Raw genomic sequence first — 26,518 nt, forward strand, 5'->3', positions numbered from 1 at the left:
AGGTGGTAGCCGGCCATCCGGCGGTCGGCGAGCAGTGGTCGGGTCGTGGCGAGTGCGGCTTCGGGTCCGTCGACATGGAGTACGGCGACCGCGCGCGCCCCCGCCAGCAGGCCCACGACGAGCAGGCCCGCGGGCAACATGAAGGCCAGCGCCTCGGCCGTGAGCGTCGGGAACAGGTGGCGCACCACCCTGGCGTCACGCACGCCGACGTAGGTCGCGTAGAGCAGGATCGAGAGTCCGGCGACCGCGGTCCCGGTCGAGGCCAGGCCGAGGACGATCGGCGGGCGCACTGTGCGTGGCATCTGCGCAGGCTACAGCCGGATCTCGTAGATCAGTTTGAAGGGCGTCTGCGCCGTGCCAGAAGTGGCTGAAGCCGGCCTCGGTCGCCGGCGCACGGGTCGCCGCCTCACCCGCCTGCGCACCGAGGGAATGGCCCGCGTCCGCCCGGTCGGACAGGGCCGTGGCCACCCCGGTCCGGGTGATGCGGGCGGCCCCAGTTCGGATCGCCTCGGCATACGCCGCGGACCCGTCACAGCAGACGACCTGCACCCCGGGACGCTCACGCACCCACCCGGCCAACTTGTCCGCCTTCCGGTCGGGCAGCACGAGGCCGAGCTGGGCGCCTTCCCGGCCCGCTGGCGCGACGCGTAGCAGCGGCCGGCTACCGCATGAGCGGGAACTTGGTCCAGTGCCGGCCGTCCGACGACTGGTACAGCGCGTACGCCATCGTGTCGAGCGCGAAGTACCCGTCGCCGCTGCGGTTCCGGCGTACGGGCATCGCCGTCGGTGAGAGACCGTCCAGGTCCGCTGGGGCGAAGTGGCCGTTGCGCAGCTCGAGGTAGTTGAGTTCCTGGCCAACCTGCAGCGTGCGGGACGTGCCGACGAAGAGGGTGCCGTCCGCGGCGACGAACGACCTGTAAAAGCTTTCGGTGCGGGTGTACGCGATGACGTCGCCGGTGCGGGTCCAGCTCCCGTCGAGGTGCTTCGAGTAGACGTACAGCTGCCCCCTCTCGGCGTCCTCGTATATCTCGCGGTCCTCGACCATCGCGTAGAGCGTCGTGCCGTCCGCCGACGACTGGACCGAGATGCTTTCGTTGCAGTCCTTGGTGCACGGCAGATCGGTGAACGCGTGGGTCGTCCAGGTCCGGCCCCGGTCGTCGGAGAACGCCACCGCCGGCCGTCCGGTGTTCTGCGCCCGACCGGCGACCACGATGCGGTCGCCGCCAGACTGGATCTGGCCGAAGGGATCGACAAGGTTGTACGCCGACGGCATGATCAGGTCCGGTTGGTGCGCGAGCGGCGAGATCCGGCGGGTCTGCGGGTCGACCGCGGACAGCTTGCACGGAGCCAGCGCGACGTGCGCGCGGCACAGCACCGCGGCTCCGGCGGGCACGGCCGGTACCGTCGCCGATTCGTCCGCCAGGTCGGCGAATGTGCGGCCGCCGTCGGTGCTCAGCCGCATCGGCGGTGAGTCGTCGCCGCTCGAATTTGCCCTGGTGAGCACGACACCCACGCTCAATGCCGTCACGTCCTGCACCGCGAGGCTGCTGCGCGCGGTCCAGGTCCGGCCGCCGTCGTCGGTCCCGAAGATCGTGTTCGCCGCACGGGCGTACGCGTGCTGCGAATCGGCCACCTCCGCCCAGCCCACTGTGACGGTCCGCGTGGAGACGGACGGGGACGGCGAGTTGTCGGCGGGCGGCGGGGCGGTGTGCCGCTCGGGCAGCCACACGATCGCGGCCCCCACCGCGAGGATCGGGACGGTCGCAAGCGCGGTCGCGACCACCGTCCGCCGTCGGTGGCGCCGCCGCCCGGCGTCGAACAGCGCATCGGACGTGGCGCGCGGCGCCGGTGCCGGCGAGCCCGCAAGGTCGTCCAGCAGATGCCTCAGTTCTGACACGACTCCTCCTTCAGCCCCGCGCTGAGCCGCTCCCGCAAGGCACTGAGTGCCTTGGCGGTCTGGCTCTTCACGGTCCCCTCCGAGCACCCGAGCACCGCAGCGGTTTCGGCGACGTCAAGCCCCTGGTAGTACCGGCAGACGATCGTCGTCCGCTGCCGCGGCGGCAGCTGCTGCAGCGCCGCGGCGAACACCATCCGGCTCGCGCTCGACTCGGCGCCCTCGCCGCCGACGGCCCCGTCCGGCACGTCGGCGTACGAGCGCTCCCGCCGCCGCCACGACCTGCGCGTATCGGCGAGAAAGGTCCGGACCAAGCAGGTGCGCACGTACGCGTCGAGCAACTGCGCGTCGCGGATCCGATGCCAGCCGGCCGCGACCTTGATGAACGTCGACTGCGTCAGGTCGTCGGCCCAGTGCCAGTCGCCGCACAGCAGATACGCCGTGCGGCGGACCACGATGTGCCGCGCCGCGAAGTACTCCCCGAACCGCCGCCGGGCGTCGTCATCCAGTCGCATCCCGCCTCCTCGGCGTTTAAGTGCCTGGATCGCCCCGATGCGTTGCCCGCCGCCACAAAGTTTTTCACCGGAAGTCCGGCGTGATCATAGGCTCAGCCGCGAAGCTCTGCCCGGTGACGCCCGGCACCATGACGGCGGCATGAGCGTGCACCTGATCAAGTCCGGACGCGCCATTGACACCGGCATGTTCGGAGAATTCTTGGCGCCCACCCGATGGCTTACGCTGACCATCCCAGCGTTGCTGAGATGGTCAGCTCGGCGGCAACCGGAGCTATTTGGTTAGTCGATTAGGGCGTTGAGCTTGTCCAGCATCCACACCGCGGTGATCGCGGTGGCGACCAGGCCCATCCCGTGGCCGGGATAGCCGAGGTGATAGGCGATCGCGTCGACGGCGGCGCCTGCGGCGGCGCCGATCGACATTGCCACAGTGGTGATCAGCGCGGTGCGGGTGGTCCAAGGCTTCCTGGGCATCAGGTCCTCCAACAGATCTGAGTCGGTCTAGCTTGCGACTCCAGTGGACGTCCAGATGGCTGTTCACCAAGGTGTGTAACGAACATGGCTTCGCTCGGATGGCCGTGACCAGGGCGAATGCACACATGTCCACCCGCCTGCACTGAACACAACGAACGCGGTGAACAGAGCCGATAGTCTGCCTGGCGTGAAGGTCGAGGCGGTGCAGTGAAGATCGACCCAGTCCCGGTCGGCTACCACCGAGAACTGCTGACCCTGCTGACCACCCTGCGAGCCAACTGCGGAAATCCGCCATTGCGCGCCATCGCAGCGAAGGCTGGCAGGTCGCTGACCTGGGTGAGTGAGGTGATAGGCGGCCGCAAAATTCCCAGCGGTGACGCGGCCGCCGCCATCGCGAAAGCGCTCGGCGCAACCGTCAATGAGCAGCGACGGGCGCGCGCCCATGCTGAGGCAGCCCGCGAGGTGAGACAACAGACCCACGAGCGCTCCACCGCGCAGCAATTGCCGCGCCAAGCCCGCGGCGCCGACGTGAGTTTGGCCGACAAGCTTGAAGTGCCGAACGCCATTACCGGCGGCATCTTGTTCAACACAGTCGTGCAGGGCAACGCCGTGACGGTCATGCTGCCGGCGACGGTAGCGCAGGCGTTGCGTGGTCTGCCTCCGACATCGTCAACGTTCACGGGTCGCGACCGGCACCTTCGGCTATTGCTACAAGCCCTCGCTCCCGATGCTGAGGGCGGACCGGTGCTCGTCTCGGCCGTGGCAGGACTTGCTGGCGTTGGCAAGACCGAACTGGTAGTGCAGATCGCGAAACGCGCCGTAAGGAAGACCGGCTGGTTTCCGGGCGGGGTTTTGTTCGTCGATATGTTCGGCTATGACTCGCAGCGGCAACTATCTGCTGGCGCCGCGCTACTGGGCCTGCTGCAAGCATTCGGGATGCGAGGTGAGCACATCCCTGCCGACGAAGCCGACCGAAGCCTATTGTTCCGCAGTGTGCTGGCCGCTTACGTCGAGCGCGGACGGCGGATCCTCCTTGTGATTGACAACGCCGCCTCCGCCAATCAGGTAATTCCGTTGCTGCCGAGCGACGGGGTCACAGCGACGTTGATCACGTCGCGACATACCCTCGATGTAGGCGCTCGCCTGCACGATCTGACCGAACTGAACCACGCCGCTTCCGTGCAACTGTTGGCTCGCCTGCTGGATCAGGCCCGTGGCCCGGAGGACACCCGCGTTCAAGACGAGGCTGATGCGGTTGCAAAAGTCGCCGACCTCTGCGCAGGACTGCCGTTGGCGCTAAGGATCGCGGCGGCGCTGCTCGCCGACCACGCCACCCGGCCGGTAACCTCGCTAGCGCGTACGTTAGCTGCCGAGCACACTCGCCTCGATCGCCTTGCTCGACAAGACCGAGCAGTGAAGGCCGCGTTTGACCTATCTTACGAAAGCCTCGACCACCGGCAGGCGTTGCTGTTTCGGCTGCTGCCAGTCAACCCCGGCCCGGATGTCTCAACCGAAGCCGTGTCTCACTTGGCAGACCTTGCCGTCTCCGAGGCCGAACAGATACTTGAGGATCTTGCTCGCGCTCACCTCATAGAACCAACATCCACCTGGGGCAGATGGCGGCAGCACGATCTGGTCCGGCTTTATGCCCGACAAGTATCCGGCCGAACTGACGAGATCGCCACTGTGACAGCGAGGTTGCTCCGCTACTACCTATCAGCCGCTCGTGCGGCTGACGAACATCTTCTGGCTCTGCCTGAGCAGCCAGTGACACATCACTTCAACAGCCGAGAGGATGCCTTAGCATGGTTTGACGCCGAGTGGCTTAATCTAAAGGCTGCGGTGGACCTCGCCGCCACTGTCGACCAACCGAGTACTGCTGTTGACTTGGCCGCCACTCTTGGGTGCTATCTGCCCTTGCGTCGGAGGTTTGCGGAATGGACCGCCATCGGCGCTGTTGCAATCCGGCTAGCCCGCCAAGTTGGCGATCCCCATCGAGAAGGTTTAGCACTAAACAATTACGGCATCGCCCTGCGTCAAACGCGACGATTAGAAGAATCGATCGTCGCCCACCAGGAGGCGATAAGCGCCTTCCAGCGATGCGACGAAACGGTCGGCCGCCTCGGGGAAGCAAGGGCCTGGAACCATTTCGGCGTAACTCTTCATGACCTGCGACGTTTTGATGACGCTGTCAGCGCTCACCAGCAAGCCATTACCCTTTTCCAGAAGGTCGAAGACCATCGCGGCGAGGGATGGGCTTGGTGCCACCTCGGCGAAGACCTGCGTGAGAACGATCTCTACGAGGAAGCGCTCACCGCCCAAGAGCGGGCCGTTCGCCTCCTCGCAGGAATCGGCGAGCGTAGCGGCGAGAGCGCCGCGCTCATCGGCATGGGATTGGCGCTTCACGACTTAAAGCGTTTCCCTGAGGCCATCGACGCTCAGCAACGAGCCGGCGCCATCTGCCAGGAGGTCGGAGACCGCCAGACCCTTGGGTATACACTCAATAACATTGGCCTGACGCTGGCCGAGTTGGAGCGCTTCGACGAGGCAATCGAAGTATATCAAGGCGACCTTGCAATCTGCCGGGAACTTAGTGATCCCCATGGCGAGGCAGGGGTGCTCTACAGCATCGGCCGTGTACTGAATACAATGCAACGCTTCGACGAGGCCATCGATTTTTTTCAGCAAGCCGCCATACTCTTCCATGAAACCGACGACTGTTACTGGGAGCGCATCGCACGCTCCATGCTCGGCTGGGCCTGGGTCCAAGTTGGACGTTTCGACGAAGCCCGGAACACCTGGCTGATGGCTCTCGAAACGATTGCCGACGTCAGCGACGAGGACGATGACGCGACGACCCTGATCAGAAAATGGCTCGACGACCCGCCGCCACCATAAACACTTTGACTGATCTCGAACATAGGCGTCTCAATAGACCGTCCTGCAGTGACAGTACCGGTCTCGAGGCCACCCACAGTGGCGACCGCGGCGGCGACGGTGCCGGATCGGCCTGTGGCTGCATCGCGCATCCCGCCACACCGAAGGCCATCACCGACATGCTGACGAACCCGGCCAGGCGACACCGTAAGGGGGTAGGGATTTAGACACTCGAGCAGCGTAATCGCGGCAACTGCTGCGTGGGGCCGTCTGGCCGCTCCAGCGCCTCGCGGACGGCGGGTCCAAGCCGTTATCGGCGCACCCGCACAAGAACACACCCGGAGGTCAGTCCGTGTGGCAACGGATTGTGCCGCAGTAGCGGCCGGAGTACGCCGACATCGCAGCACCATATGATCGGCAAGCAGCGCCATAGAGGTCACCCTTCCTTACCGTGCGTCACGCCGATCGATGACACCAGCACCCGCGCAGCGGCAGATCAGTGCGGACATTTCAAGGTCAAAGCGGTGATTGATGAGGATGAGCCGCCGTATTCCGGGTAGCTCAGGCCAGGAGCAGCGCGGCTGCAGACCGAAAGTCAGCGAGGGTCTTCATGCTGTCCAGCCCATCGAGATAGCACTGGTACGCGGAGCCAAAGTGCGCGGCGGCGCGGTACACGACGTCGGTCTCGCTGGTCGCTCTAACGGTGAGCGTGTTGGTCCAGTGGGTCATCCAGTCATCGCGGACCGTTGCGAGACTGACGACCATCTCGCCAGGTCGCAGGATGTCAGCCAGCACTGGACGGTCCGGGGCGTTGAGCGCGTCGGCGAGCGCGTCGAACCGGTCGCCGTCGAGGCCGAATACCGTCACCTGAGCGCGATCGCTGGCGAAGACGGCACCGTCCAGCCGGGTCAGGTCATCGAACGAGGCGAGCGGAAACAGTCCCGCGAAACCACCGTGGTCGATTTCCCACTGATCCGGCGGCGGATGAATCCGCACACTGGCCCTGGCCGGCACGAACCCCCGGTCGCCGTCGGCGACGTCCAGGTCGTACTCCCATCGCACCAACCGCATCGCATCCCGGTCGACACCGAGTCCCACCGCGGCATTGTCACGGTCCCAGTGAGGGATTCCGCACCGGTACAGGCCTTCGGTGACGGCCCAGGCCACGGCCCGCCACACTGCCAGCCGTTCGCCGGCGAAGTTGCCGATGCAGTACAGGTCCATCGGGTTGAGCTCCGGATCGTCCGGATACGGCGCCAGATCTTGAAGTCCGCGCCACACCTCGTTCACGAGCGTCGAATCCGCCCGCGCGGTGTACGTATGCAGCCCGTCCCGGAACGCATGCTCAAACCGCAGGAAAGCCCACGAACCGCTGGTGCCGTCCGCGCTGCCCATTGTCCGCCTCCACCGTCCAAGGTGTGTCCCGCTACGACGGCGCCGAGTCTGCCACCGTGACAGGACTACGACGATCCAGTTACCTACCCCGACAGTCCCGGTCATCGGCAGGACATGAAGCCTCGGCCCCCGGTGCGTTGCTGACGTTCTGTGACGACCGCCCAGCAAGCCATAGCGCCCGACCGGCGGCAGAAGCGGACGTCAAGATCCTATGGTTGACTGCTCACCGACACGTTGGCGCATCGCGCACGGCATGATGATCGGGTGCGCAGTGTGGAAGAACTGATGGCGACGCCAGATCCGGCGTGGCCGGCGCTGGAGGCGGAGCTGCTGGCTAATCCGCAGATCACCATTCTGCCGGCTGCTGCTGGGGCCGGCCGGGACTGCTTGTACCGGCTGCAGGTTTCTGCACGGTCGCGGCTCGGCGCTTTGGCGTTGCACACAGGCGGGTTGCTCGTCGACGACGGCTGGCTGAGGGTGCTCGGCGGCGGCGATGAGGCTGGCCTGCCGTCATTGGCGCAAGCCAACGGCTTGCCCGGCGATGGTCGGCCGCCCGCTTCGCTCTTGGTGGGTCATGACGTCCTCGGCGGGAGGTTCGAGGTCAACGGCGTCGATCCAGCGGCGCTCGGTCGTCCCGGAAACGCCGGCGAGGTGTGCTACTTCGGCCCCGACACGCTGACATGGGAGCCGCTCGGTGCAGGTCACGGCGCCTGGCTGTCATGGATCGCCGAGGGCGGTACAGCGCAGTTCTACGCGTCGTTGCGGTGGACGGACTGGCAGGCGGAGACCCGCGCGCTGCCGCTGTCGCACGGCATCACGGTCTACCCGTTCCTGTGGTCCCGCGAAGCGCACGAGGACCTCGCCGCAACCACCCGTGGTCCGGCCCCGATAGTCGAACTGTTCTCGTTGCAGGACGAGTTCGCCGCTCGATTTGCCGAAGAACCAGACGCCACGGCGTTGCACATCCGCGTCGACTGAACAACCGCCCCGACGATCCGACGTCAACCTGCGCGGCAGCCGCCCACCACCAGAACGGCAAGCCTCCGCCTCACGAACGGTGACGCGCCGGGCGACGGCGGCGCCATTGACGGCGACGCCGTCACTGGTGGTGACCAGCACGGTTCTACCGACGCGCAGCAGTCGCGGCATGTCCGCGCATCCGATCATGGTGTTGGTGCTCGGGGCATGCTGGCCGTCCCGTTGGAGGACGTGCTGATGTTGGGGCTTGGGGCTGCGCGGCACGTGACCCGTCAGCGGGTCAGGCATGGATTCGCGCGCCGGGCGCCGGAGTGCGCTGCCCCGGCGCAGGCGACCGCGCCGCACTCAGCCTCGACCGCGCCGTGCTCGCATCCCCGGGCACGCCGGACTGACCCGCCCGGGCCTCGGCGGCGGCGGGCAGCGTTCGTGTGCCGGTACCCTCGCCGGGTGACCTCCAACGACGACCCGGCCGACGGGCACGCCCGATTCCACCAGCTCAGCGCCGCCGTGCGGGAGAGCGGGCCCGATGACGACCCGGCGCTGCTCGCAGCTCTGCTCGCCGAGCCTGACCGGATCATGGCGGAGTCGGTGCTGACGTCTCTTGTGGACAGCCGGGCCGAAGGGCTGGGCTCGGCGGCGTCGTTCACCGCGTGGGCGGAGCCGGTGCTGGACGCGGTGGGCGCCGACGGGTTCATCGCACGGCGGGTGCAGGAGTGGGGCCTGTTCAAGACGCTGCAGTCCGGCGAGTCGGTGGATCGTGAGGCATTGGCGGCCGCGTCCAACTGGCTCCAGCGCAAAGTGGTCGAGGAGGCCGACTCAGCTGCGGTACTGGCGGTGCTGGGCGAGACCGGCCGCACGAAGCGGGTTCGCAACCTCGCGAAAACCCGCGCCGGACGCCTGCGATCCCCGGGCGGGTGACCAGCCGACTCGGCCGCACCCCGGCCCAGCGTACCGGCCACCGACCTGCACCGGCGCCCTCCGGACCCTGCCCCGGAGCGGCGTTGGTCACGCCCTGTTGGCGGTGCTGGCTGCGCCGCCGCGGCGGGACGCTTGACCGACCCCGTACCAGCCACGCTCCGCGATGGCACGCCTCGTGGCGATGCACCACAAGCCGCGCGCTGACGGCGGCATGACAGGATGGTGTGAAGCTCAAGCCAATCCGGTCATTCAGCCTCACGTGATACAGCGGGGATGTGGTGGAACGTCGGTATGCCGAATATCGGCCCGTGACGCCGTGGCGCAGGTTCCGACATCACGTCCAGTTGTGCCGCAGCGTGCAACTGAACCTGATCGGCTGGTCGACGATCGCGGTGCTGGCTCTGGCCGGCGCGGGAGTTGGATACGCCGGCTGTCGGTCTGCCGGTCTGCCGGTCGGACCCGGCCTAGCCGGAGGTGCCGCGACGGTACTGGCCGGTCTCCTCGTGCTGGATCGCTGGCGGTGGGCCCGGCTCCGTGGACACGGAGCAGCCGAACGCTGACCGCCACGCCGCTGAACCATCACTCCGCGGCGCGTGGATCGCGGCAGAAGACTGCGCCCGGCCTTGGTGTGGACATCTCGGTGCCACAGGATAGCTACAGCGCGATCGGCCGGTACTTCAGGATCTCCTCGACGATCGCCTCCGGCGACGCGTCGTCTCCCAGGTGTGGCGGTGGATGGTGGATGACGTCAGACGGCGCTGGATGCACAACGTTGACCTTCAAGAGATAGAGGTAGTACTCGTGTTCACGATCTGACTCCAGCACTCGCCGCACGATTTCGGTCAGCTCCTCGCGAGTGATGTCAATGAGCTTGGGCCAAGCAGGCCAAGTCGCCATCCGAGCGAAGTCCTGCGTGGAGATCGACCCGTGATAGCTGAGGAAGTCGTAGAGCTCGAGCGTGCTGCCCGTACGCGCATTGAAGGCGGCGATCGCTGCTTCGGTCGGTTCGCCGCGCCAGTGCAGGTCCTCGATCTGTTCGATCGCGGCACAGAGCTCGGTCAGCAGCTCTGGCGGGACCTCCGGCTCGCGCAGCTCGGGTCTCAGTTCCATACGATCATCTTCCACCTCGGTGGGCACTGTCTGGCGGGCGGCCACTCACGACCCGCGCTGCGGATCGGATCACGATTGCCTGCATATCAAACATGAGCGAGCACCCTCATCACGCCATCATGTCCATGACCCATTAGTCTCGCGTGATGATCGCCGCGCCGCGCCGGGTTCCGTCCGGCGTCGATCGGGACGTTTTGATGCGATGCTATGGCTATCGCTTCACGCGGGCAGGAACGGTCAAAGGAAACGATCCGTCCGACGCGCCCGCCGACCTCGCTGCGGCTCACGGCGCCGGGTGGCCGGTGCGTGAACCCGAACGGTGGAGCGCAGGTGAGATCGTAGAGCGGGCCGTCGAAGCGGCAACCGCGCTCGATGAAGGTGCGGTGCTCGCAGCGTTCGTCGCCGGGCTGGGCAGCGCTCCGCGCGGACGCCAGACGATCATCTCCTACGGCTGGGCGCGTTTCCTCAGGGCCGCGGCGCGGCACGCGGGCGGCGTACCCGATTGCGGACTTGATCCGGCCGCGGATGTCGATGTGACCCAGGTGTTGCTGCGGCTGTCGCTCGGCTGGGCGTGGAACGAGATTCCCGCCGGCTACCTGCCGGACCTGGAGGCTGCGGCAAGCGAAGGACTGCCCGAGCCGGACGCGGAGGACCGCGTACGGCTGCGTGCCCTGCTCGACCTCATCCGCTCATCGCCGGCGGGAACCACCCCGAGTGAACTGGAGAAACAGCTCGCCCGGGCGAAGCTCGTGCCCGGCACCGACAAGTACCAGCGGTACGGCATCCTGATCGGACTTTCGGAGTTCGGGATACTCCCCAGCCCGGTCCTGCCGTCGATGTGGGACCAGTTCATCCCTACCGCCGAGCGGCACGCAGCGTATCGCCTCCTACGAGGCGCGCCGCGGTCAGACATCACGGTCCCGCTCGCGGGATGGAGGGGCGGCATCGACGAGCGCCGCGCCGCACGCATGCTGGCGGTATGAGCGACAAGCGTGCGGATGCGCATTCTCAACTCGGCCTCATCAGATGCGCTGTCATCGGCATGTGCGAGCGTCCAGGAGATGCGGCAGACGACAAGCGAGCCTACGGACCGTGATGGCCGTACAGTTGGCCAGCGCGCACGGTCGGCGGCATGAGCGCGCATCTGATCAATAGAATTGGCGGATCGGGCGCGCTTTGCTTGACGCGCGCGTGGCCTTCGACAGTGCCGCTCAGCGGGCCCTCTTCGTCCCGCGCTTGCGGGGCGGTGTCAACAGGTCGGCGATGGCCGCGATCGCGGACGGCACCAGGCGGTAGTACGCCCAGACGCCGCGCTTGTCGCGCTCGAGCAGGCCGGCCTCGGTGAGGATCCGAAGATGATGGCTCACAGTCGGTTGGGACAGACCAAGCGGCGCGGTGAGGTCACTCACGGACGCCTCGCCCTCCGGAGCGGACTGGATCAGACTCAGCAGTTGCAGCCGAGCCGGATCGGCGAATGCCTTCAGTACTCCCGCGAGCCGCTCGGCATCGGCACGCGCAATCGGCTCGCCGACAAGTGGCGAGACAGCAGGCGTAGCAGTTGTCGCAGTTCCCACGCCTTCCATCGTTGCACCAATACCATCGATAGGCCGGTGGAACAGGGATCAGAACCTCCAACTGCGACCGCGAGACCGGTTCCAACGTTGCACAGTTGGGCGTCGGGTCCGGGCACGGACGGCGGTGAAGCCGCAGGTCACACGCGTGGCGATCATTGATCGCCATCCTGGACCGTGGCGAGCGCTTCACGGCTAACGGCTAGATGAGTAAGCGTGATCGAGCAGGTTCAACGCCGGGGCGCGCAGTCTGCTTACATGACTTTGGACCCGTTGATGAGCCGCCGGGGCGGAGACAGCGCCAGATTCGTCGACGGAATCAGGAGCGTGGTAATGGTGCGTGCGATGACCCCGGGCGGTCTGGCCGCGGCGGCCCTTCGGGACGAATTGTTTCCTGGCGAGGCGCGGTCGTTGGGGCGAGGCTGGGTTGCTTGGGTGGTGGCCGATCTTGAGTATCGGGCCGTGGTCGACCGCGCAGGCGGGAACAAGCGTTGGCATATGTTCGTCGGAGACGCTCGTCTCGGCCCTGCGATGGCGGACTACGGAGGTCTGTCGGTCCCCCTCGACCCGGTCGGCATAGGCCTGGGCTGGCCGGAGGGCAGCCGGCTGGACCCAGACCAGGCGGTCGCCGTGCGGTCGCTGTGCCGTGACGTGCTGTCATTCGCCAGCAACCGGCGCGAGCTTGCGCTGCTGCTGATGGCCCAGGAAGAGGTCCGTCACGGCGATGTCGTCGCCTGGCTGCCGGCCGGTAACTTGCCGGGCCGACTGGCACAGGCGCTGGTCATCGCGACGGATCTCGACGACCAGCCGTTGGCCGACACGATCCGACATCTGATCAGGACCCCAGGCGCACGAATCGTCAGCCGACGCCCTCACTACCGCCCCGACGTGACACAACCCGAGCGCGACCGCCCGGACGCCCTGTATCTGGACCGCGGTGACCTCGAACAAGACGTTGAACGAGAAGCCCGGCATTGGCTGGCGCGATATTGCAAGGTACTGAATCGGATCATCGATCTGTGACGCAGCCGGTCTCGGCCAGAGGACTGCACCGTCCTCGCGTCAATCGGCAGAGAGATCGGGCTGAGGGAGGTAGCGGCGAGCAGCCATCTCGGGTTTCGCTCGCCACCCCGAGGTCGCGGGCCGCCTCGCCGAGCTGGCCCTGGGCGAGGCTGCCGGGCTCGTGCCGGACCTGGCCGGCCCGCGGGCGTACGGCTTCGACGAGCTCATCCGCTCCTACCTGCGCGCGACGGGCCGGCGCCGCCCGCTGCTGCGGATGCCGATGGGCGGCGGCGCGACCGCGTGATCCGGGCCGGCGACAACCTGGCCGCGAACGTCCAGCCGCGGCCTTCAGCCGGGTAGCCCACGGCGAGCGTCGCGGGCTACCCCCGACCATTCCTCGTTGTAGGGGCGGCCGCGGTCGCCGACCTTCGCCTCGCCGGACCGGCACCGGTGTCCTGGCCTGCCGGGACGAATGTCCCTGGCGGGTCGGGACGATCGCGTGGAACCGTACGCGACGCACCGCCAGGGCCCGCGCCGACGGCCGGTTCCGAGCGACCCTCGTGCCCATACCCCGGCCCCGAGAAGACGAGGAGGTCCGCGAACCATGAGTGACACTCGGTTTGCCGCCCCGCACACGTTGCGGGCGGCCGGCATCTCGATGTTGAGCGGCGTTCTGTGCCTGGCCGGTTGCATGAACAATCGACTGCCGGCCGAGCCGCAGACCAGCCGCCCGGCATCGCCCGGCAGCAGCCCCGTGCCGCCGGGACCGGACGTTCCCCGTCTGCCCGCCGGCCTGGTCTGGTTCAACTGGGAAAACGCCAGTGTGAGCGTCTACGACCCGGACGACGGCCACACCGTGTACCAGGCGCCGGTAAACGGCGGGGAGAACCTGGTCGGGCTGACGGTTGCGGCCGACGGCGGCTCGGCCGTCGGCGAAGACCACTGCGGCCTGCTCGTCTTCCGCTGGGCCGGGCACCAGTTCACCAAGGTCGCGCAGCACCCGAGGCCCGGCGATGGCTGTTACGGGTTCATCGAGTACCGCGACGGCCGGTTCTGGGCCGAGTCCGGCCACGAACCGCAGGGCAACCCGCAGGTGTCGCTGGACCCCGCGCAGCCGCAGACGCTGCGCGCGGAGGCAACCGTAGACTCCCTCGTGACCGGCGACGTCACCGTCACGGGCCTGGCCGGGTCGCACAGCACCATGACCGCGAGCAGCCGGCGGGCCGGGACGATCGACATCTCCGGCGACGACGGGTCGGGCCGGCCGGTCTCCTACGTGTGCAGGTTCCCGTTCGACCACACGATGGTGCTGTGCACCGCGACGCTGGCGCTGAACCTGCCGGAGGACGGCTGGGCCGAGCCGTGGGGCAACGTGGCGGTCGCCAGGGTCGACCTGGCGGCGAAGGTGGTCACTCTCGAACAGGTCATGCCGCCTTCGACGACCGCGGTGAAGCAGATGTTCATCTTGCCGGACCGCAAGGAGATCTTCATCCAGATCAGCGGCGGCTGGTTGCGGGTCGACCGTGCCAGCGGCCAGGTGCGGCGGGTGGCGTCGCGGCTACCCGCCCAGGAACTGCAGCCCTGGGATGACACCCCGTGGCTGGACTGGTTGTGAACCGGCCAGTTGACCGGGACCGGCTCGCCGCGGCCTGGGCCGCCCTCAGCTTGACCATCACCTAGACGGTCTATTCCAAGGGGTCAGTGGTCGTAGGCGATCAGTGATCGCATGATCGCTGGTCGGTGTGCCAGTTGTGCCAGATCGCTGCGGTCATGGCCAGGAGGCGTTGCAGGACGCGGACGGCTGCGCCTGCAGGGGTGCGGCCGCCGTGCCGTTCGAGGTCGAGTTGGTTCTTGAGGGTCTGGTTGACCGACTCGATGTTCTGGCGGACGGCGCGCAGGATGAGCCGGCCGGGGCGTGGTGCTTCGTTGCGGTATGCGGGTCGGATGACGTCGATATCCGTTTCGTTGAGCCAGGTCTCGGTGATGCGGTCGCGGTAGCCCTTGTCCACGACCAGGATCAGGCCGCCGGGGTGGTGGAACATGGCTGGTTGCAGCGAGACCAGATCGATGAGGACGTCACGTTCGTCGACTTTCGGATTGGTCAGGGCGAACGCGACGGGGAGCCCGTGGATGGTGGTGACCAGGTGCAGGCCGCAGGCCCCAGAATCGGCGGGAGTGTGAGGCGCAGTAGCCGTAGCCGGCCCAGCCGGCGAGGTCGGAGCGTTTGACGGTCTCGCGTGAGGTGCCGCACTGCCCCGGGGTCGAGTCGGCGATGCGGATGGGGTGTTGCCACAGGTCGGTGTCCGCGGCGAGGACGGCGATGAGGTGCGCGATTTGTGGGCAACGGCCTGATGATTGCCGGAGGCTGAGGCGCAGGCGACTCCGTCACGCCTGCGTGCATTTGGGGTGGACGGTCGCCGGGCTGAGCAATAGCTTGCGGATGATGATCACGCTGACCACACAGCCTCGGCTCGAGGCGCCCACCGCCACCGTCCGCGCTTCCTATCTCACCGGTGAGCAGGCGGACTGCTTGGCCAGCGGCTTCGACACCGGCTGGCTGGGGCCAGCGAGCGAGGACTTCGATGGATATGTGGCCTCGTGTCAGGGCGTTCAGCGACGTTGGGACGTGCCGTTCTCTACCTACTGGTACATAGCGGGGGAGCATTACCTTGGCACGTTAGTGATCCGACACGAGCTCACCCCGGCGTTGCTCGGTGACGGCGGGCACATCGGATATCACGTGTCGCCGGCGTGGCGGCGACAGGGGCACGCCACCCGAATGCTTGCCGCCGGCCTGGCCGAGGCGCGGCGGCTCGGCTTCGCCGAAGTCCTGCTGACTTGTGATCCGGCTAACGAGGCGTCGCGGAAGGTCATCGTGGCCAACGGTGGCCGGCTCAACGAGACGCTCGGTGCGGAGCTGCGTTACTGGATCGACCTCGACCCGGCACGTCACTGATCCGGGAACCAAGACGTCGATCTCGCCCGGAGATGCCAAACGGCGACACGACCTCACCGGCTTCACGCCGCACACCGCGGTGGGCCTCCAGCCAAGATCGACGCTTGGGCCTTGACGAGGGCCTGATCCTTGATCGGGTGCACTGATCTCGGCAGTTCAGCGCGCCGGACGCCGCACGACCTCATCACGCGGCGTAACGGACGCGGTCGAACCCGCGCTCGCCCTCGGCGGCAGAAGAGGACCCCTTCAGCCGAATCTCGTTTCGCCCACGGATCGCGGCTATGAGCGTGCACCTGCGAGGCGCGTCTCCGATACGGTTGTGGGATGCGGCGGGTCACCGATGAAGCGGTTCTGGCAGTCGGCAGGCTGACGTTGGCCGCGACAGAGCTCGAGTATGTCCTGGCGTGGATCGGAGCTGATCAGGCGGGCGGCGACCAGGCGGCGGTGTTCGCTGTTACCGGGGAGCCGTTGCGAGCCGCGCGCGGGTCGGTCCAGTTCGCGCCACCGCAGAACAGGGACGAGTTCATCGGACTGGTCGACGCTGCGGGATCGTACTTGGCGCAGAGTCAGGCCGCGGTGCGGGCGATGTGGTTCGACAACAGCACGGTCAACGCGGCGACCTTCGATGAGATCGCCGGGCTGTTGCTGCGCTGCCGGGATCGGCTGCAGGTGCTCCTCGACGAAGCGGGGCGCGCATCCACCGTGTAGATCATGGCACGGAAACGCGGTCGGGCAGCCGCGCCTCGCAGACGCACGCACATCGGCAGATCCGGATGCGTATCGGCTGCGGTGGGGTGCCTGCGGGGGTGCAGTCAGATGGTCGGCGGCCGGCTGCGGTGAGCGGCCGGACGGGGGTCGGTTTGGCGGTGGTGTCCCAGCCAGGGTGCGGGGACTGGGGGTGCGGCTGGCGCGATGGCGCCAACAGCCCGGGCGGCCGGCGTTGTCGCGGACGTCCGCACGGCGACCCGGCAGATGATCTTCACTGAAGACGGTCGGCGCCGGCCTGGATCACGATCCGGGGACCCTGCTTGATCTTGGCCGGCGCCATGGCACCCAGTCCAAGATCCAGACCAACCGGCACGAACGGATCCCTACCACCACGCCCCGGCCTGGACCGTTGCGAAACAGCGGATCCCTTTCGGAACACAACAGGTCCACAGTGGACGAAGCGCGAGAGGCGGTTGATCTGCGTTTCCGCAGGTCAACCGCCTCTTGATGTTGCGCGCCCGAAGGGACTCGAACCCCTAACCTTCTGATCCGTAGTCCGCGCGCAGTCGAGTCCAGCTCACAGCCTCGATCAGCGCCGACCCGATAGCCCGATTACTCCATAATCGTGTAGCTCGTCCGTCCACTGTGGATCGACTCAAGTTTGGCAGATCAAGACGCGCCGATCGCGGCAGACATCCCATGTCTTGATCTCGAAGCGCGCTCAACGCGGATCATCGTATGGTGGCATCTCGTCGGCGAAGGTGCCGTAGGGAGCGCCGCCGGAGGTGTAGCCCGCAACGAAGAACGGCCTGCCGTCCAGCACGATCCACCACTCGTCATGGACCGGGCGAGTGGCACGCTCGACGGTACGGCAGGGGGTCGCTGGTGGGCGCTGCGCCCACTGCTGCGCCGAGTCAGGCAACGCGAACCCGAGCGCGGTCAGGTCGTCGTAGGCCGTGTACTCGTCGACGCCGTACCGCTTGGCGTAGTGCTTCACCGTGACCGCCGACCCGGAGCGGATCCACGCCCGTGCCGAGTCCCGGCGTTGCCGCTGGCGCATTCGGTGCCGGCGCGGTTGCATGCCCGGATGCTACCGGCGGCCGGTGTCCGTCCTACCGCATGCTGGACGACGCCGGATCGCGGGTCCTGCTCGCCCCGATAGTTACCAGCCTGCCGAGCGCCATCGGCGGCTACTTCCGTGCACCTGATCAATTGGTGGATTGGGCGCGCTTGTACCGGCGCGGTCGGTTGCTTGGCGCGCTCGTGGCCTTCGACAGTGCCGCTCAGCGGGCCCTCTTCGTCCCGCGCTTGCGGGGCGGCGTCAACAGGTCGGCGATGGCCGCGATCGCGGACGGCACCAGGCGGTAGTACGCCCAGACGCCGCGCTTGTCGCGCTCGAGCAGGCCGGCCTCGGTGAGGATCCGAAGATGATGGCTCACAGTCGGCTGGGAGAGACCGAGCGGCGCGGTGAGGTCACTCACGGACGCCTCGCCCTCCGGAGCGGACTGGATCAGACTCAGCAGTTGCAGCCGGGCCGGGTCGGCGAATGCCTTCAGTACTCCCGCGAGCCGCTCGGCATCGGCACGCGCAATCGGCTCGCCAGCAAGCGGCGAGATGGCAGGCGTAGCAATTGTCGCAGTTCCCACGCCTTCCATCCTTCCACCAACGCCGTCGGTGGGCCGGTGGAACCCTGCGCTTGCCGATAATGACATCCGCGCTGGTCAGAGGCGATGTCAGGCCGTCAGCGGATCTTGGCCCGTTCGAGTAGGTAGTCATACATAGCCGCCGAGGTGCGAGATGACGCTGCCTCGTACTGCTGCGACTGGCGTACCTCGGCGTGACAAACGCCCTCGCGATGCTGCGGCTGCTGCCGATGAGCGACCGGGCCAAGGATGTGGAGATCCGTGCGCCACGAACGCGGCTGGAGGTTGCGATGTAGAAGATCGTGCTGATGGTCGCGGTGCTGCACTGGTGATGGAGGTGGGCCCTCCGGGATCGCCCTGCAGGGGGAGGTCTCCAAGCCGCCCCAGGCTGCTTCGGTGAATGAGCCGGGGGGTGGTGAGCGCTGCGGAAAGGTGGGCGGCCGAATTCGATCTCACAAGAAGTTCTGCGGCCAGTGATCTTGAAGATCGCTTAATGCAACAGCGCCCTACCGCGCGGTGTGAACCCGCGACAACTCGGGGGCGTACTCGCCCTGCGGCGGTTCGACAGTGGCCTGTGTCGATGCCGACCGCTCCAGGAAGCGCAGCAGCTCGACCGGGAACGGCAGCACCACCGTTGAGTTCTTCTCAGCCGCCACCTCGACCACCGTCTCCAACAGCCGCAGCTGCAGCGCGGTCGGTGTCTGCGCCATCGTGGCCGCGGCCTCAGCGAGCTTGCGCGACGCCTGCAGCTCACCGTCCGCGGTGATGACCCGGGCACGCCGCTCACGCTCCGCCTCGGCCTGCCGGGACATCGAGCGTTTCATCGACTCCGGCAGCGAGACATCCTTGATCTCCACCCGGTCGATGTGGACGCCCCAATCGATCACCGGGCTGTCGATCATGACCTCCAGGCCCTGGTTGAGCCGCTCGCGATTGGTCAACAGCTCGTCAAGGTCGCTCTTGCCGATGATCGAACGCAGCGACGTCTGCGCCACCTGGAGAACCGCGAACATGTAATCCTGCACGTTGACGGCGGCCCGGACCGGGTCCACGACCCGGAAGTACACCACCGCGTCGACCGTGACGGTCACGTTGTCGCGAGTGATGCCATCCTGCGCCGGAACCGGCATGGTGACGATCTGCAGGTTCACTTTCTGCAGCCGGTCCAGCAACGGCACGATCAGGGCCAGGCCCGGCCCGCGGGTCACCTCGCGCAGACGCCCGAACCGGAAGATCAGACCGCGTTCATACTGCCGAACGATCCGGGCGCTGGCCAACAACCCGGCCACCGCCATCATCACCACGACAATAAACATCAAAACCATGGCAACACGCGCCATCCTTGCATCTCCACCCAGCTTAACGCGGTGTGCCACCGCAACGCACCGCGGTGATGACTGACCAACCGCGCCGAGCAACGGCGTCGCCCTGAGCCACTGCCAAACCGGACTGAATTGACCAGCGACTCGTCGTTGAAGCGATCTTCCCGTTTCCATGGGCAGGGCAAGGCAGCTGGGAACAGCACGCAAAGGACATAGCCTCGACCAGGCGATCGAGGCTATATGCGTTTCATGGTTAACGCTGAGCTATTCGCCCGCCTCGCCTGAGGACTCACCACCTTCTGCCGCGGCTGCTGCTTCGGTGGGAGCCTGCTTCGCCTCCTCCTCTGTCGCCACTTCCTCAGCCTGGGCCTGCTCGGCCGCGGACTCGGGCTTCTCGGTCGGCGCCGCGGACATTTCCTCAGCCTGGGACTCCGGGGCCGGTCCTTCGACCGGCTCCTCCTCGGCGGGTGCCTCGGTCTGCTCGCCTTCCTCCGCGGCTTCCGCGGGGGCCGGCTCAGCCCGCACGGACTCTGCGCCCTGCTCCTCACCGCCACCTTCTGCGCTGTCGGAACCCTCCGTTTCCGCCGGCTCGGTCGAGGGCTGCTCGTCCTGACCGCCCAACTCGCCGGCCCGGGCCGGCTCAGCCTCGGGCGCCTGCATGACGTCGCTCATCTCATGTCACCTCTCCACCTGTTCGTGTCCACCTGTTCGTGGTCGATAGGAAGTCTGGGGCGACGCTCACGAGGACGTGTTGCTGCATGCGTGACGGTCAGGCGTTGCACGCTTAAGCGGAGCCACTCCTGCGGCTCGGTCACCCGAGACCGGCACGTCCGCCCGTCGCGGGCCGCGGCCCGCAGTGGCATTGCGTACCGCGTATGGCGTTGCAATTCTGACGTTACTCCGTGTGATCCGAATGTATTCAGTCAGCGCTGGCCGGGTCCGGCATAGCACGGCACGTGCCTGCGGGACGATCGAGGCGCACCGTGCCGGAACGGGCTACTACGTCTGTTCCGCCAGAATCGCGTCGTCGAATGCTGCTGCGGTCGGTTGGGTCTGCTCAGGCATGCATGTTGAGCTGGTCGGTGGTGCGGAACAGCAACGACCACCGACCACATCAGGGCCGCGACCAGCGCCCTCCTGCCGTCGAAACCTTGCCGCCCGTCACCGATCTCGCCAAGGTCCTGGTCCACCGCGGACTTCCACCGGTAAGCGACGACGAGCTTACGAACAAAGATCAACCACCTACACGGTCAACCCCCACTCTGCTGGGCGCACAGAAACGGCTCAATGATCGGCAACTGGCGGTGCTGGCCTGGGTCGGCGCCGGTTGCCCCGATGGTGTGATGACCGGCGCACGTTTTAGGACGACCGCGGTCGCGCTGCAGAACCGGCGGCTGCTGACGGTCAGCCAGCGCGGCGGCCGGTGGGCCGCGGCGCTCACCGGCGACGGCAGTCACTGCCTGGCCCATGGCGCGTACCCGCCCGGGCCGTCAGCGGCTGGCGCGCAGCCAAGGCCGCCAAACAGCCCAAAATCACGACCGGAACTGCACATGGCAGCACGTTCAAGACCGCTACGGCGAGGTCGCCCGCTGGGGGCAAGCCGGGGCCGGCGCAGCGGCTCGTCGACGAGGTCCAGGCCGCCGGCGCCGCATGAACCTGACCACCGGCCGCTGGTCGACCGTCACCGTCTACGCCGTCACCAACCTCACCGCCGGCCAGGCCACACCAGCCGAACTGGCCGACGGGCTGCGTGGACACTGGACCATCGAAGTGCTCCACCATGTGCGTGACGCGACCTTCGCCGAGGACGCCAGCCAGATCCGCACAGGCAACGCCCCACAAGCCATGGCCACCCTCCGCAACGTCGCGGTCAGCGTGCTCCGACTGGCCGGCACCACCACGATCGCCCGAGCCCTCCGCGCCAACGCCAGAGACCCCCGCCGACCGCCGCAGGTCCTCGGCCTACTGACATAGCGCAAAGCGGTGAAATACCTACCTTGCAAAGGCCATAGAACGCACCGTCAGGGCCGAAGATACAGCGGCGCAGGGTGTGGGTCCGGCGAAACTCGTCGTGCAGCGCCCGCCGTTCCGCCTGTTCGGCACCGGTTTAGTCGGCGGTCCTGAAGCCGTACATTGCGACCTTGAAGGGATCGATCTGGTCCGCGCTGGTGTCGCCTTCGAGGACAAACCCGAACCATGCACGCAGCGCCGCCTCGCCGAGCTCGCAGCCCTTGAGTCTGCAGAGCACTTACTGCCCCGAACCCGGCGATGTCCAGATCCAAGGCGCTCACTCCCGGGATTCTTGTCGACCGGCTCGCACGAGCGGCCCGGCTGCGACGGCGCCCAGAACCAGGACCACCAACAGCTGAATGCCCTCGTGCCCGAAGCCGCCTTGGCCAAGCAGCAGCGCGGTGGTCAGCGGGACCAGCACGAAGTTGTTGCCGGCGTGTGCCAGGCAGGCCGGCCAGATGCTGCGGCTGCGGGCCCGCAGCCAGGCCAGGATGACCTCCTGGCACAGGATCCATGCCGTCCACCCGACCAGGCCCAGGGCCGGATGCCGGAACTCGGCGTAGCCGAGCAGCGCGAGCGGGTAGTGCCAGACCGCCGCGATCAGGCCGGCTGACAACGCGGCGCGGCGCGGGCGGCCGGGACAGATGCGCAGCAGCAGATAGCCGGTCCAGCCGAATTCCTCGCCCCAGAGGGCGACGGTGACGATCGGCGCTACCGCACAGAGCAGCAGCGGCACCGACCAGACGGGCACGCCGGGAACCAGGTCCGCCATCGGGCCGACGGACGGCTCCCACCGCCCGGATGCCGCGGCGACGCCGACCACCGCGGCGGCGACACCAAGTGGGCCCAGCCAGGCCAGCAGGTAGTACCGCCAGGCGGGGCGCAACCGTAGCCGGGAGCCGGCGTCCGCGAAACCCTCGCGGGTGACCCAACGCCGGACCACCAGCGCCGCGGCCGCCGGCGCGAACGCGACCGGCACCTGCACCAGCGGGTTCACCAACGACCAGCCGAGCAGCAGGCGGGCCACCACTTCCCAGCCCCAGGCGACACCGTACGACATCAGGAGAAATGCCGTCAGACCCCGCTTCCTCGCCCGCTCCCCGAAGCTCGTCGATCGGGCATCGATCATGGCGGTCGGCTCCCGTCGGGTCAGCTCGCGTGCTCAGCGAGGCTCGGAGGCTTCCGCGTACGGATACCGGCCACCGCTGCCGCCACGGTGAGCAGCAGGCAGGTGACGCCGATGCCGAGCAGCGGGAGCCATGGGATGGTGATGGGCACGGGGAAGCCGGCCAGGTCGGCCGTGATGGCGCGGCGCACGAGCCAGCCCAGCAGCACGGTGGTGGCGCCGCCCAGGAGCAGGCCGGTGCCGCAGACGAGAGCGGCCTGCCAGATGGCGGCCCGCCGGACCTGGTCGGGGATCGCGCCGACGAGCTGGATCAGGTCGCGTTGACGGCGCCGGTGTGAGGCGCCGATGAGGGTCGCGTTGACGATCGCGATGGCGGCGTAGACGCCGGCCGGTCCGAGCAGGATGGTGAGGCCGAGGTTGTTGGCCCGGCGGGTCCGCGCCGTGGTGGCGTCGATCCAGTCGCCGGCGTCGAGGAACCGGCTGTCGCTGCCGGCGAGCGTGCGCTTCAGGGACTCTCGCGCCGTGGCGGCGTCGGTGCGCGGGACGACGAAGACGGTCCCGGTCGCGCCGCCGGTGGCGGGTGGCAGCAGGTCGGCGGGGATGGCAAGCTCGCCGTACAGGTCGGGTGCGTCGGGGATGACGGCGACGACGCGCAGCGGGACCCGGTCGCCGTCGATCCAGACCACGAGGGTGCCGCCCAGGCCGATGCCGGCGTCGGTGACCCACGTGTTGGTGACCGCGACACTGCGTCCGTGGAAATCGTCGAGGGTGCCGCGAGCGGCGGTCAGGCCGCGGGCGGCGACGGCGGTGGCGGGGTCGATGATCTCGACCTCGTCGCGCTCGCCGGGGCGGCCGTTGTCGTCGCGTTGGAGCATGACCTGCCGGCGTGCGTCGGCGATCGCGACGGCCGTGTCGGACTCGACCGACGCGGCCGCGGCCGGGCTGCCCGCCTCGACGACGAGCGGCGCGTGCAGCCGGGCCCGATCCTGCGCGGTCGTCCAGTCGGCGGTGAAGCTGAGGGCCAGCAGCAGCGACCCGGCGATGGCGGAGATGGCCACGACCGGGGCGGCGACCGCCGCGGTGGCGCGGGTCGCGGCGCGCACCTCGTCGCGGGCCATCCGGGCCGTCACGTCCCGGCTGAGGCACGGGCGGGCAAGCAGGGCGGCGAGCCGCGGGACGACAGCGGGTCCGATGCTCATCAGGCCGATCACGACCACCTCGGGCAGCAAAATGGCGGCGATCAGCGCGAACAGCGGAGGCAGGTCGGCGGCGGCGATGACGGCGGCCACCACGCCGCCGAAGCACAGCGCCGCGACGGCGAACTGGATGATGCTGGGCCGGGTTCGCTCGATCGCGGCCTCCCGCAGGGCGGCGCTGGGGGTGATCCGGGCGGCGCGGCGCGAGGATCGCCAGGCTCCGAGGAGCGCGACCATCGCACCGGTGGGTGCGGCGACCGTCCAGGCGATCCACGGGCTCGGGGGCTGCAGGTCGAGCGTGGTGACCCCGATGGCCCGCACCAGCCAGAGCACCGCCGGGGCCAGCGAAGTGCCGAGCAGACCCCCCACCGTGGTGGCCGCGGCCGCGACGACGGCGGACTCGCCCAGCAGGAGCCGGCGCACCTGCCGTGGCGTCGCGCCGACCAGGCGCAGCAGGCCGAGCTCACGCCGGCGGCCGGCCACGACGAAGCCGAACGTGCTGCCGACCACGAAGAGGGCCATGAACGCCGAGAGCGCCGACATCATGCCGAACATCGCGGCCAGGTCGTCGAGTTGTGCCCGCTGGTCGGCGGTGACGCCGGCCCGGCCGCTGGTGGCGTCGACGCTGCCGATGAGCGTCACGGTGACGGCGATGAGGATGACACCGAACAGCAACGCGACGAAGGCACCCAGGTAGCCGCGCCATGAGCTGTGGACGGTCTGCCTGGCCAGGGCCAGCATCGTCGGGGCCCGCATCATCGCTCCAGGTCGTGCATCATCGCGGCGATCTGACCGGCGTCAGCGCGCGCGAGGTGACCGACGATCTGCCCGTCGGCGAGGAACAGCACACCGTCCGCGTACGAGGCGGCCAGCGGATCGTGGGTCACCATGACGACGCTCTGACCGCCGTCGGCCAGCGACCGCAGGAGTTCGAGCACGTCGCGTCCGGTACCGCGATCCAGGGCGCCGGTGGGTTCGTCGGCGAACAGCACGTCGGGCCGGCCGTGCAGCGCCCGGGCGATCGCGACCCGCTGCTGCTGGCCGCCGGACAGCTCCGACGGCCGGCGCCGGGCGTGCTCGGAGAGGCCGACGTGGGTCAGGGCGGTCCGCACGGTGGCCGGGTCGACCCGGCGTCCGGCCAGGCGGGCGGGCAGCGCGACGTTGTCGAACGCGGTGAGGGCGTCGAGGAGGTTGTAGGACTGGAAGACGAACGCCATCGAGGTACGCCGGAAGCGGGTCAGCTCGGTCTCGTTCAGCTTGTCGAGCCGGGTGTCGCCGACGATGACCCGCCCGCCGGTCGGCCGGTCGAGGCCGGAGGCGAGCTGGAGCAGGGTGGACTTGCCGGAGCCGGACGGTCCCATGATCGCGGTGAACGTGCCACGCTGGAACACGTGGGTCACGCCGCGCAGCGCGTGCACCGAGCCGGCGCGCGAGCGGTAGGTGCGGGTGAGACCGTCGAGCGTGACGGCCGCCGAGGATGGCTGATGCATGCCCTCAGTGCACCCGCGGGCGCGTGCTGCCACACGGGCTTGGACGCGACTTCGGGGGTAGCGCGCACGCTACCCCCCGCGGCCGAGGTGGTCCGTAGGATTGGCCCATGAGCGACGCCTGGACTGCTGTGCGCGGGCGCCCCGCACGGTTCCTGGCGTCGGCGTGGCCGTGGCGCTCTCTGGCGTACGTGGGCAGCACTGTGCCCGTCGGCCTCGGCTGGCTGATCCTCCTGCTGGTGGTCCTCGGCGTGGGCGTGGCCACGATCGTGGTCGTCGCGGGACTGTTCGTGCTCGCCGGCGTTGCGACGCTCGTCCGCCTCGCCGCCGCGGGTGAGCGTCGCCGGCTCCGGCTGGTCTTCCCCGGGCGGCCGGTGGACCGGCGACATGCGCTGCCCGATCGGGGGCGTGGCCGCGCATCGTGGCCCGAGGCGGGCGTCACGATCCTGCTGGCGACGGTGTTCTGGCTCGTGGACGCCGCGGTGGTGGTGCTGCTGTCGGCTCCGGCCGTGCTGATCCTCGCTCCGGTGCTGGTCCGTTACGACGGTGTCGAGGTCGCCGGGTGGCGGGTCGACAACGCCGGTGAGGCGTGGGCCGCGGTGGCCGCCGGCCTCGGCACGCTGGTCCTGCTGGCATACGCGATCACCGCGCTGGCCTGCGGCCAGGCGGCGTTGGTGCGGCACCTGCTGGACCCGCCCGAGGCCCGGCTGGCCGAAGCGGTCCAGCAGCTGCGCCGGTCCAGAAGCGGGCTGGTCGACGCGTTCGAGACCGAACGCCGCCGCATCGAGCGCGATCTGCACGACGGCGTCCAGCAGCGTCTCGTCGCGCTGACCATGACACTGGGCAGCGCCGAGCTGGACCTGCCCGACGGCCCCGGCCTCGACCTCGTCCGCGAGGCACACCACCAGGCCGAGCAGGCCCTCGCCGACCTGCGCACCACGATTCGGGGCTTCCACCCCCAGGTGCTGACCGACCACGGGCTCGCCGCGGCCGTCCACGAGATCGCCGGCCGGTCAGCCGTGCCGGTCCACCTCGACCTCGCCCTGAACGGCAGGCTCCCGCCCGCGGTCGAGGCCGCGGCCTACTTCTTCGTCAGCGAAAACCTCACCAACATCGCCCGCCACGCCCGGGCCCGATCGGCACAGGTGCACGCGTGGACCGACGACGACGCCCTGATCGTCTCGGTCGTCGACGACGGCGTCGGCGGCGCCGACCCGCGGGCCGGTACCGGCCTCGCCGGACTGCGGGCCCGGCTCGACGCCCTCGACGGCGACCTGCGCATCACCAGCCCCGCCGGCGGCCCGACCCAGGTGAGGATGACGTGCCCGATCCGCTGACG

26 protein-coding genes are annotated in these 26,518 nt (G+C 68.4%); 11 read left to right on the plus strand and 15 right to left on the minus strand.

What is annotated here, in order from left to right:
- The 4 genes from ABZ321_RS45740 to ABZ321_RS45755 form a co-directional block, all read right to left on the minus strand.
- On the minus strand, positions 1 to 302 hold a 302-nt coding region (locus tag ABZ321_RS45740; RefSeq protein WP_354902596.1), incomplete at its 3' end, for a hypothetical protein.
- A gap of 359 nt (positions 303 to 661) precedes the next feature.
- Entirely contained in the window at positions 662 to 1,897 is a 1,236-nt protein-coding gene (locus tag ABZ321_RS45745) for a hypothetical protein (RefSeq protein WP_354902397.1), read from the minus strand.
- Positions 1,885 to 2,409: a SigE family RNA polymerase sigma factor gene (locus ABZ321_RS45750; protein ID WP_344507182.1), complete on the minus strand. Its 525-nt coding sequence runs from the start codon at positions 2,407 to 2,409 to the stop codon at positions 1,885 to 1,887. The genes ABZ321_RS45745 and ABZ321_RS45750 overlap by 13 nt, the downstream gene beginning before the upstream one ends.
- A 279-nt stretch (positions 2,410 to 2,688) precedes the next feature.
- A complete protein-coding gene (locus ABZ321_RS45755) occupies positions 2,689 to 2,880 on the minus strand; it encodes a hypothetical protein (RefSeq protein WP_344507180.1) in 192 nt (63 codons plus the stop codon).
- 207 nt (positions 2,881 to 3,087) lie between these two features.
- Here ABZ321_RS45755 and ABZ321_RS45760 point away from each other — a divergent pair, with 207 nt between their 5' ends.
- Positions 3,088 to 5,778 carry a tetratricopeptide repeat protein gene (locus tag ABZ321_RS45760; protein ID WP_354902401.1) on the plus strand — a complete coding sequence of 897 codons (2,691 nt, stop codon included), beginning with the start codon at positions 3,088 to 3,090 and terminating at the stop codon, positions 5,776 to 5,778.
- 540 nt (positions 5,779 to 6,318) lie between these two features.
- Here the strand turns inward: ABZ321_RS45760 and ABZ321_RS45765 are convergent.
- The gene (locus ABZ321_RS45765; RefSeq protein ID WP_354902404.1) at positions 6,319 to 7,152 is read right to left on the minus strand and encodes a hypothetical protein; all 834 of its coding nucleotides are present in this window, start codon (positions 7,150 to 7,152) and stop codon (positions 6,319 to 6,321) included.
- Between the two features lie 264 nt (positions 7,153 to 7,416).
- Here ABZ321_RS45765 and ABZ321_RS45770 point away from each other — a divergent pair, with 264 nt between their 5' ends.
- Both ABZ321_RS45770 and ABZ321_RS45775 read left to right on the plus strand, forming a co-directional pair.
- Positions 7,417 to 8,130 (plus strand): DUF2625 family protein, encoded by a 714-nt coding sequence (locus ABZ321_RS45770; protein ID WP_354902406.1) that lies wholly within the window; start codon positions 7,417 to 7,419, stop codon positions 8,128 to 8,130.
- A 447-nt stretch (positions 8,131 to 8,577) separates the two neighbouring features.
- Positions 8,578 to 9,048, plus strand: a complete 471-nt coding sequence (locus ABZ321_RS45775) for a hypothetical protein (protein ID WP_354902409.1) — start codon at positions 8,578 to 8,580, stop codon at positions 9,046 to 9,048.
- 654 nt (positions 9,049 to 9,702) lie between these two features.
- Here the strand turns inward: ABZ321_RS45775 and ABZ321_RS45780 are convergent.
- On the minus strand, positions 9,703 to 10,158 hold the full coding sequence (locus ABZ321_RS45780; protein ID WP_354902411.1) for a bacteriocin immunity protein: 456 nt from the start codon (positions 10,156 to 10,158) through the stop codon (positions 9,703 to 9,705).
- Between the two features lie 146 nt (positions 10,159 to 10,304).
- On the opposite strand from ABZ321_RS45780, the gene ABZ321_RS45785 reads away from it, so the two are divergent.
- Positions 10,305 to 11,141, plus strand: coding sequence for a hypothetical protein (locus ABZ321_RS45785; protein ID WP_354902413.1), 837 nt, complete (start codon positions 10,305 to 10,307; stop codon positions 11,139 to 11,141).
- Between the two features lie 228 nt (positions 11,142 to 11,369).
- Here ABZ321_RS45785 and ABZ321_RS45790 read toward each other — a convergent pair whose 3' ends face one another.
- Complete coding sequence (locus ABZ321_RS45790) at positions 11,370 to 11,741, minus strand: metalloregulator ArsR/SmtB family transcription factor (protein ID WP_354902415.1); 372 nt, start codon at positions 11,739 to 11,741, stop codon at positions 11,370 to 11,372.
- 204 nt (positions 11,742 to 11,945) lie between these two features.
- On the opposite strand from ABZ321_RS45790, the gene ABZ321_RS45795 reads away from it, so the two are divergent.
- From ABZ321_RS45795 to ABZ321_RS45805, 3 genes are all read left to right on the plus strand, one after another.
- Positions 11,946 to 12,752, plus strand: a complete 807-nt coding sequence (locus ABZ321_RS45795; RefSeq protein ID WP_354902417.1) for a hypothetical protein — start codon at positions 11,946 to 11,948, stop codon at positions 12,750 to 12,752.
- Positions 12,753 to 12,912: 160 nt separating this feature from the next.
- On the plus strand, positions 12,913 to 13,035 hold the full coding sequence (locus ABZ321_RS45800; protein WP_344507166.1) for a hypothetical protein: 123 nt from the start codon (positions 12,913 to 12,915) through the stop codon (positions 13,033 to 13,035).
- Positions 13,036 to 13,335: 300 nt separating this feature from the next.
- On the plus strand, positions 13,336 to 14,346 hold the full coding sequence (locus ABZ321_RS45805) for a hypothetical protein (protein ID WP_354902420.1): 1,011 nt from the start codon (positions 13,336 to 13,338) through the stop codon (positions 14,344 to 14,346).
- A 100-nt stretch (positions 14,347 to 14,446) separates the two neighbouring features.
- On the opposite strand, the gene ABZ321_RS45810 is transcribed toward ABZ321_RS45805, so the two are convergent.
- Positions 14,447 to 14,881 carry a transposase gene (locus ABZ321_RS45810; RefSeq protein WP_354902587.1) on the minus strand — a complete coding sequence of 145 codons (435 nt, stop codon included), beginning with the start codon at positions 14,879 to 14,881 and terminating at the stop codon, positions 14,447 to 14,449.
- A 293-nt stretch (positions 14,882 to 15,174) separates the two neighbouring features.
- Here ABZ321_RS45810 and ABZ321_RS45815 point away from each other — a divergent pair, with 293 nt between their 5' ends.
- Together ABZ321_RS45815 and ABZ321_RS45820 are read left to right on the plus strand one after the other, a co-directional pair.
- Positions 15,175 to 15,687: a GNAT family N-acetyltransferase gene (locus ABZ321_RS45815; protein WP_354902422.1), complete on the plus strand. Its 513-nt coding sequence runs from the start codon at positions 15,175 to 15,177 to the stop codon at positions 15,685 to 15,687.
- Between the two features lie 324 nt (positions 15,688 to 16,011).
- Positions 16,012 to 16,395, plus strand: coding sequence for a hypothetical protein (locus tag ABZ321_RS45820; RefSeq protein ID WP_344507158.1), 384 nt, complete (start codon positions 16,012 to 16,014; stop codon positions 16,393 to 16,395).
- Between the two features lie 721 nt (positions 16,396 to 17,116).
- Here ABZ321_RS45820 and ABZ321_RS45825 read toward each other — a convergent pair.
- The 4 genes from ABZ321_RS45825 to ABZ321_RS45840 all read right to left on the minus strand — a co-directional run bounded on the left by ABZ321_RS45825 (position 17,117) and on the right by ABZ321_RS45840 (position 20,032).
- Positions 17,117 to 17,476 carry a hypothetical protein gene (locus tag ABZ321_RS45825; RefSeq protein ID WP_344507156.1) on the minus strand — a complete coding sequence of 120 codons (360 nt, stop codon included), beginning with the start codon at positions 17,474 to 17,476 and terminating at the stop codon, positions 17,117 to 17,119.
- Between the two features lie 202 nt (positions 17,477 to 17,678).
- Positions 17,679 to 18,050, minus strand: a complete 372-nt coding sequence (locus tag ABZ321_RS45830; protein WP_354902425.1) for a metalloregulator ArsR/SmtB family transcription factor — start codon at positions 18,048 to 18,050, stop codon at positions 17,679 to 17,681.
- Positions 18,051 to 18,544: 494 nt separating this feature from the next.
- On the minus strand, positions 18,545 to 19,378 hold the full coding sequence (locus ABZ321_RS45835) for a slipin family protein (protein ID WP_344507152.1): 834 nt from the start codon (positions 19,376 to 19,378) through the stop codon (positions 18,545 to 18,547).
- Between the two features lie 246 nt (positions 19,379 to 19,624).
- A complete protein-coding gene (locus tag ABZ321_RS45840; RefSeq protein ID WP_354902428.1) occupies positions 19,625 to 20,032 on the minus strand; it encodes a hypothetical protein in 408 nt (135 codons plus the stop codon).
- A 978-nt stretch (positions 20,033 to 21,010) separates the two neighbouring features.
- On the opposite strand from ABZ321_RS45840, the gene ABZ321_RS45845 reads away from it, so the two are divergent.
- Complete coding sequence (locus ABZ321_RS45845) at positions 21,011 to 21,334, plus strand: hypothetical protein (protein WP_354902430.1); 324 nt, start codon at positions 21,011 to 21,013, stop codon at positions 21,332 to 21,334.
- Between the two features lie 313 nt (positions 21,335 to 21,647).
- Here ABZ321_RS45845 and ABZ321_RS45850 read toward each other — a convergent pair whose 3' ends face one another.
- From ABZ321_RS45850 to ABZ321_RS45860, 3 genes are all read right to left on the minus strand, one after another.
- Entirely contained in the window at positions 21,648 to 22,430 is a 783-nt protein-coding gene (locus tag ABZ321_RS45850; protein ID WP_344507146.1) for a CPBP family intramembrane glutamic endopeptidase, read from the minus strand.
- 89 nt (positions 22,431 to 22,519) lie between these two features.
- Positions 22,520 to 24,448, minus strand: coding sequence for an FtsX-like permease family protein (locus ABZ321_RS45855; protein WP_354902433.1), 1,929 nt, complete (start codon positions 24,446 to 24,448; stop codon positions 22,520 to 22,522).
- A complete protein-coding gene (locus ABZ321_RS45860) occupies positions 24,448 to 25,182 on the minus strand; it encodes an ABC transporter ATP-binding protein (protein WP_354902436.1) in 735 nt (244 codons plus the stop codon). Before ABZ321_RS45860 ends, ABZ321_RS45855 begins: the two co-directional genes overlap by 1 nt.
- A 107-nt stretch (positions 25,183 to 25,289) precedes the next feature.
- On the opposite strand from ABZ321_RS45860, the gene ABZ321_RS45865 reads away from it, so the two are divergent.
- Positions 25,290 to 26,516 (plus strand): sensor domain-containing protein, encoded by a 1,227-nt coding sequence (locus tag ABZ321_RS45865; RefSeq protein ID WP_354902438.1) that lies wholly within the window; start codon positions 25,290 to 25,292, stop codon positions 26,514 to 26,516.
- Positions 26,517 to 26,518: the final 2 nt, after the last annotated feature.

The organism is Dactylosporangium sp. NPDC006015, assembly GCF_040614215.1.
Taxonomy (GTDB): Bacteria; Actinomycetota; Actinomycetes; order Mycobacteriales; family Micromonosporaceae; genus Dactylosporangium; species Dactylosporangium maewongense.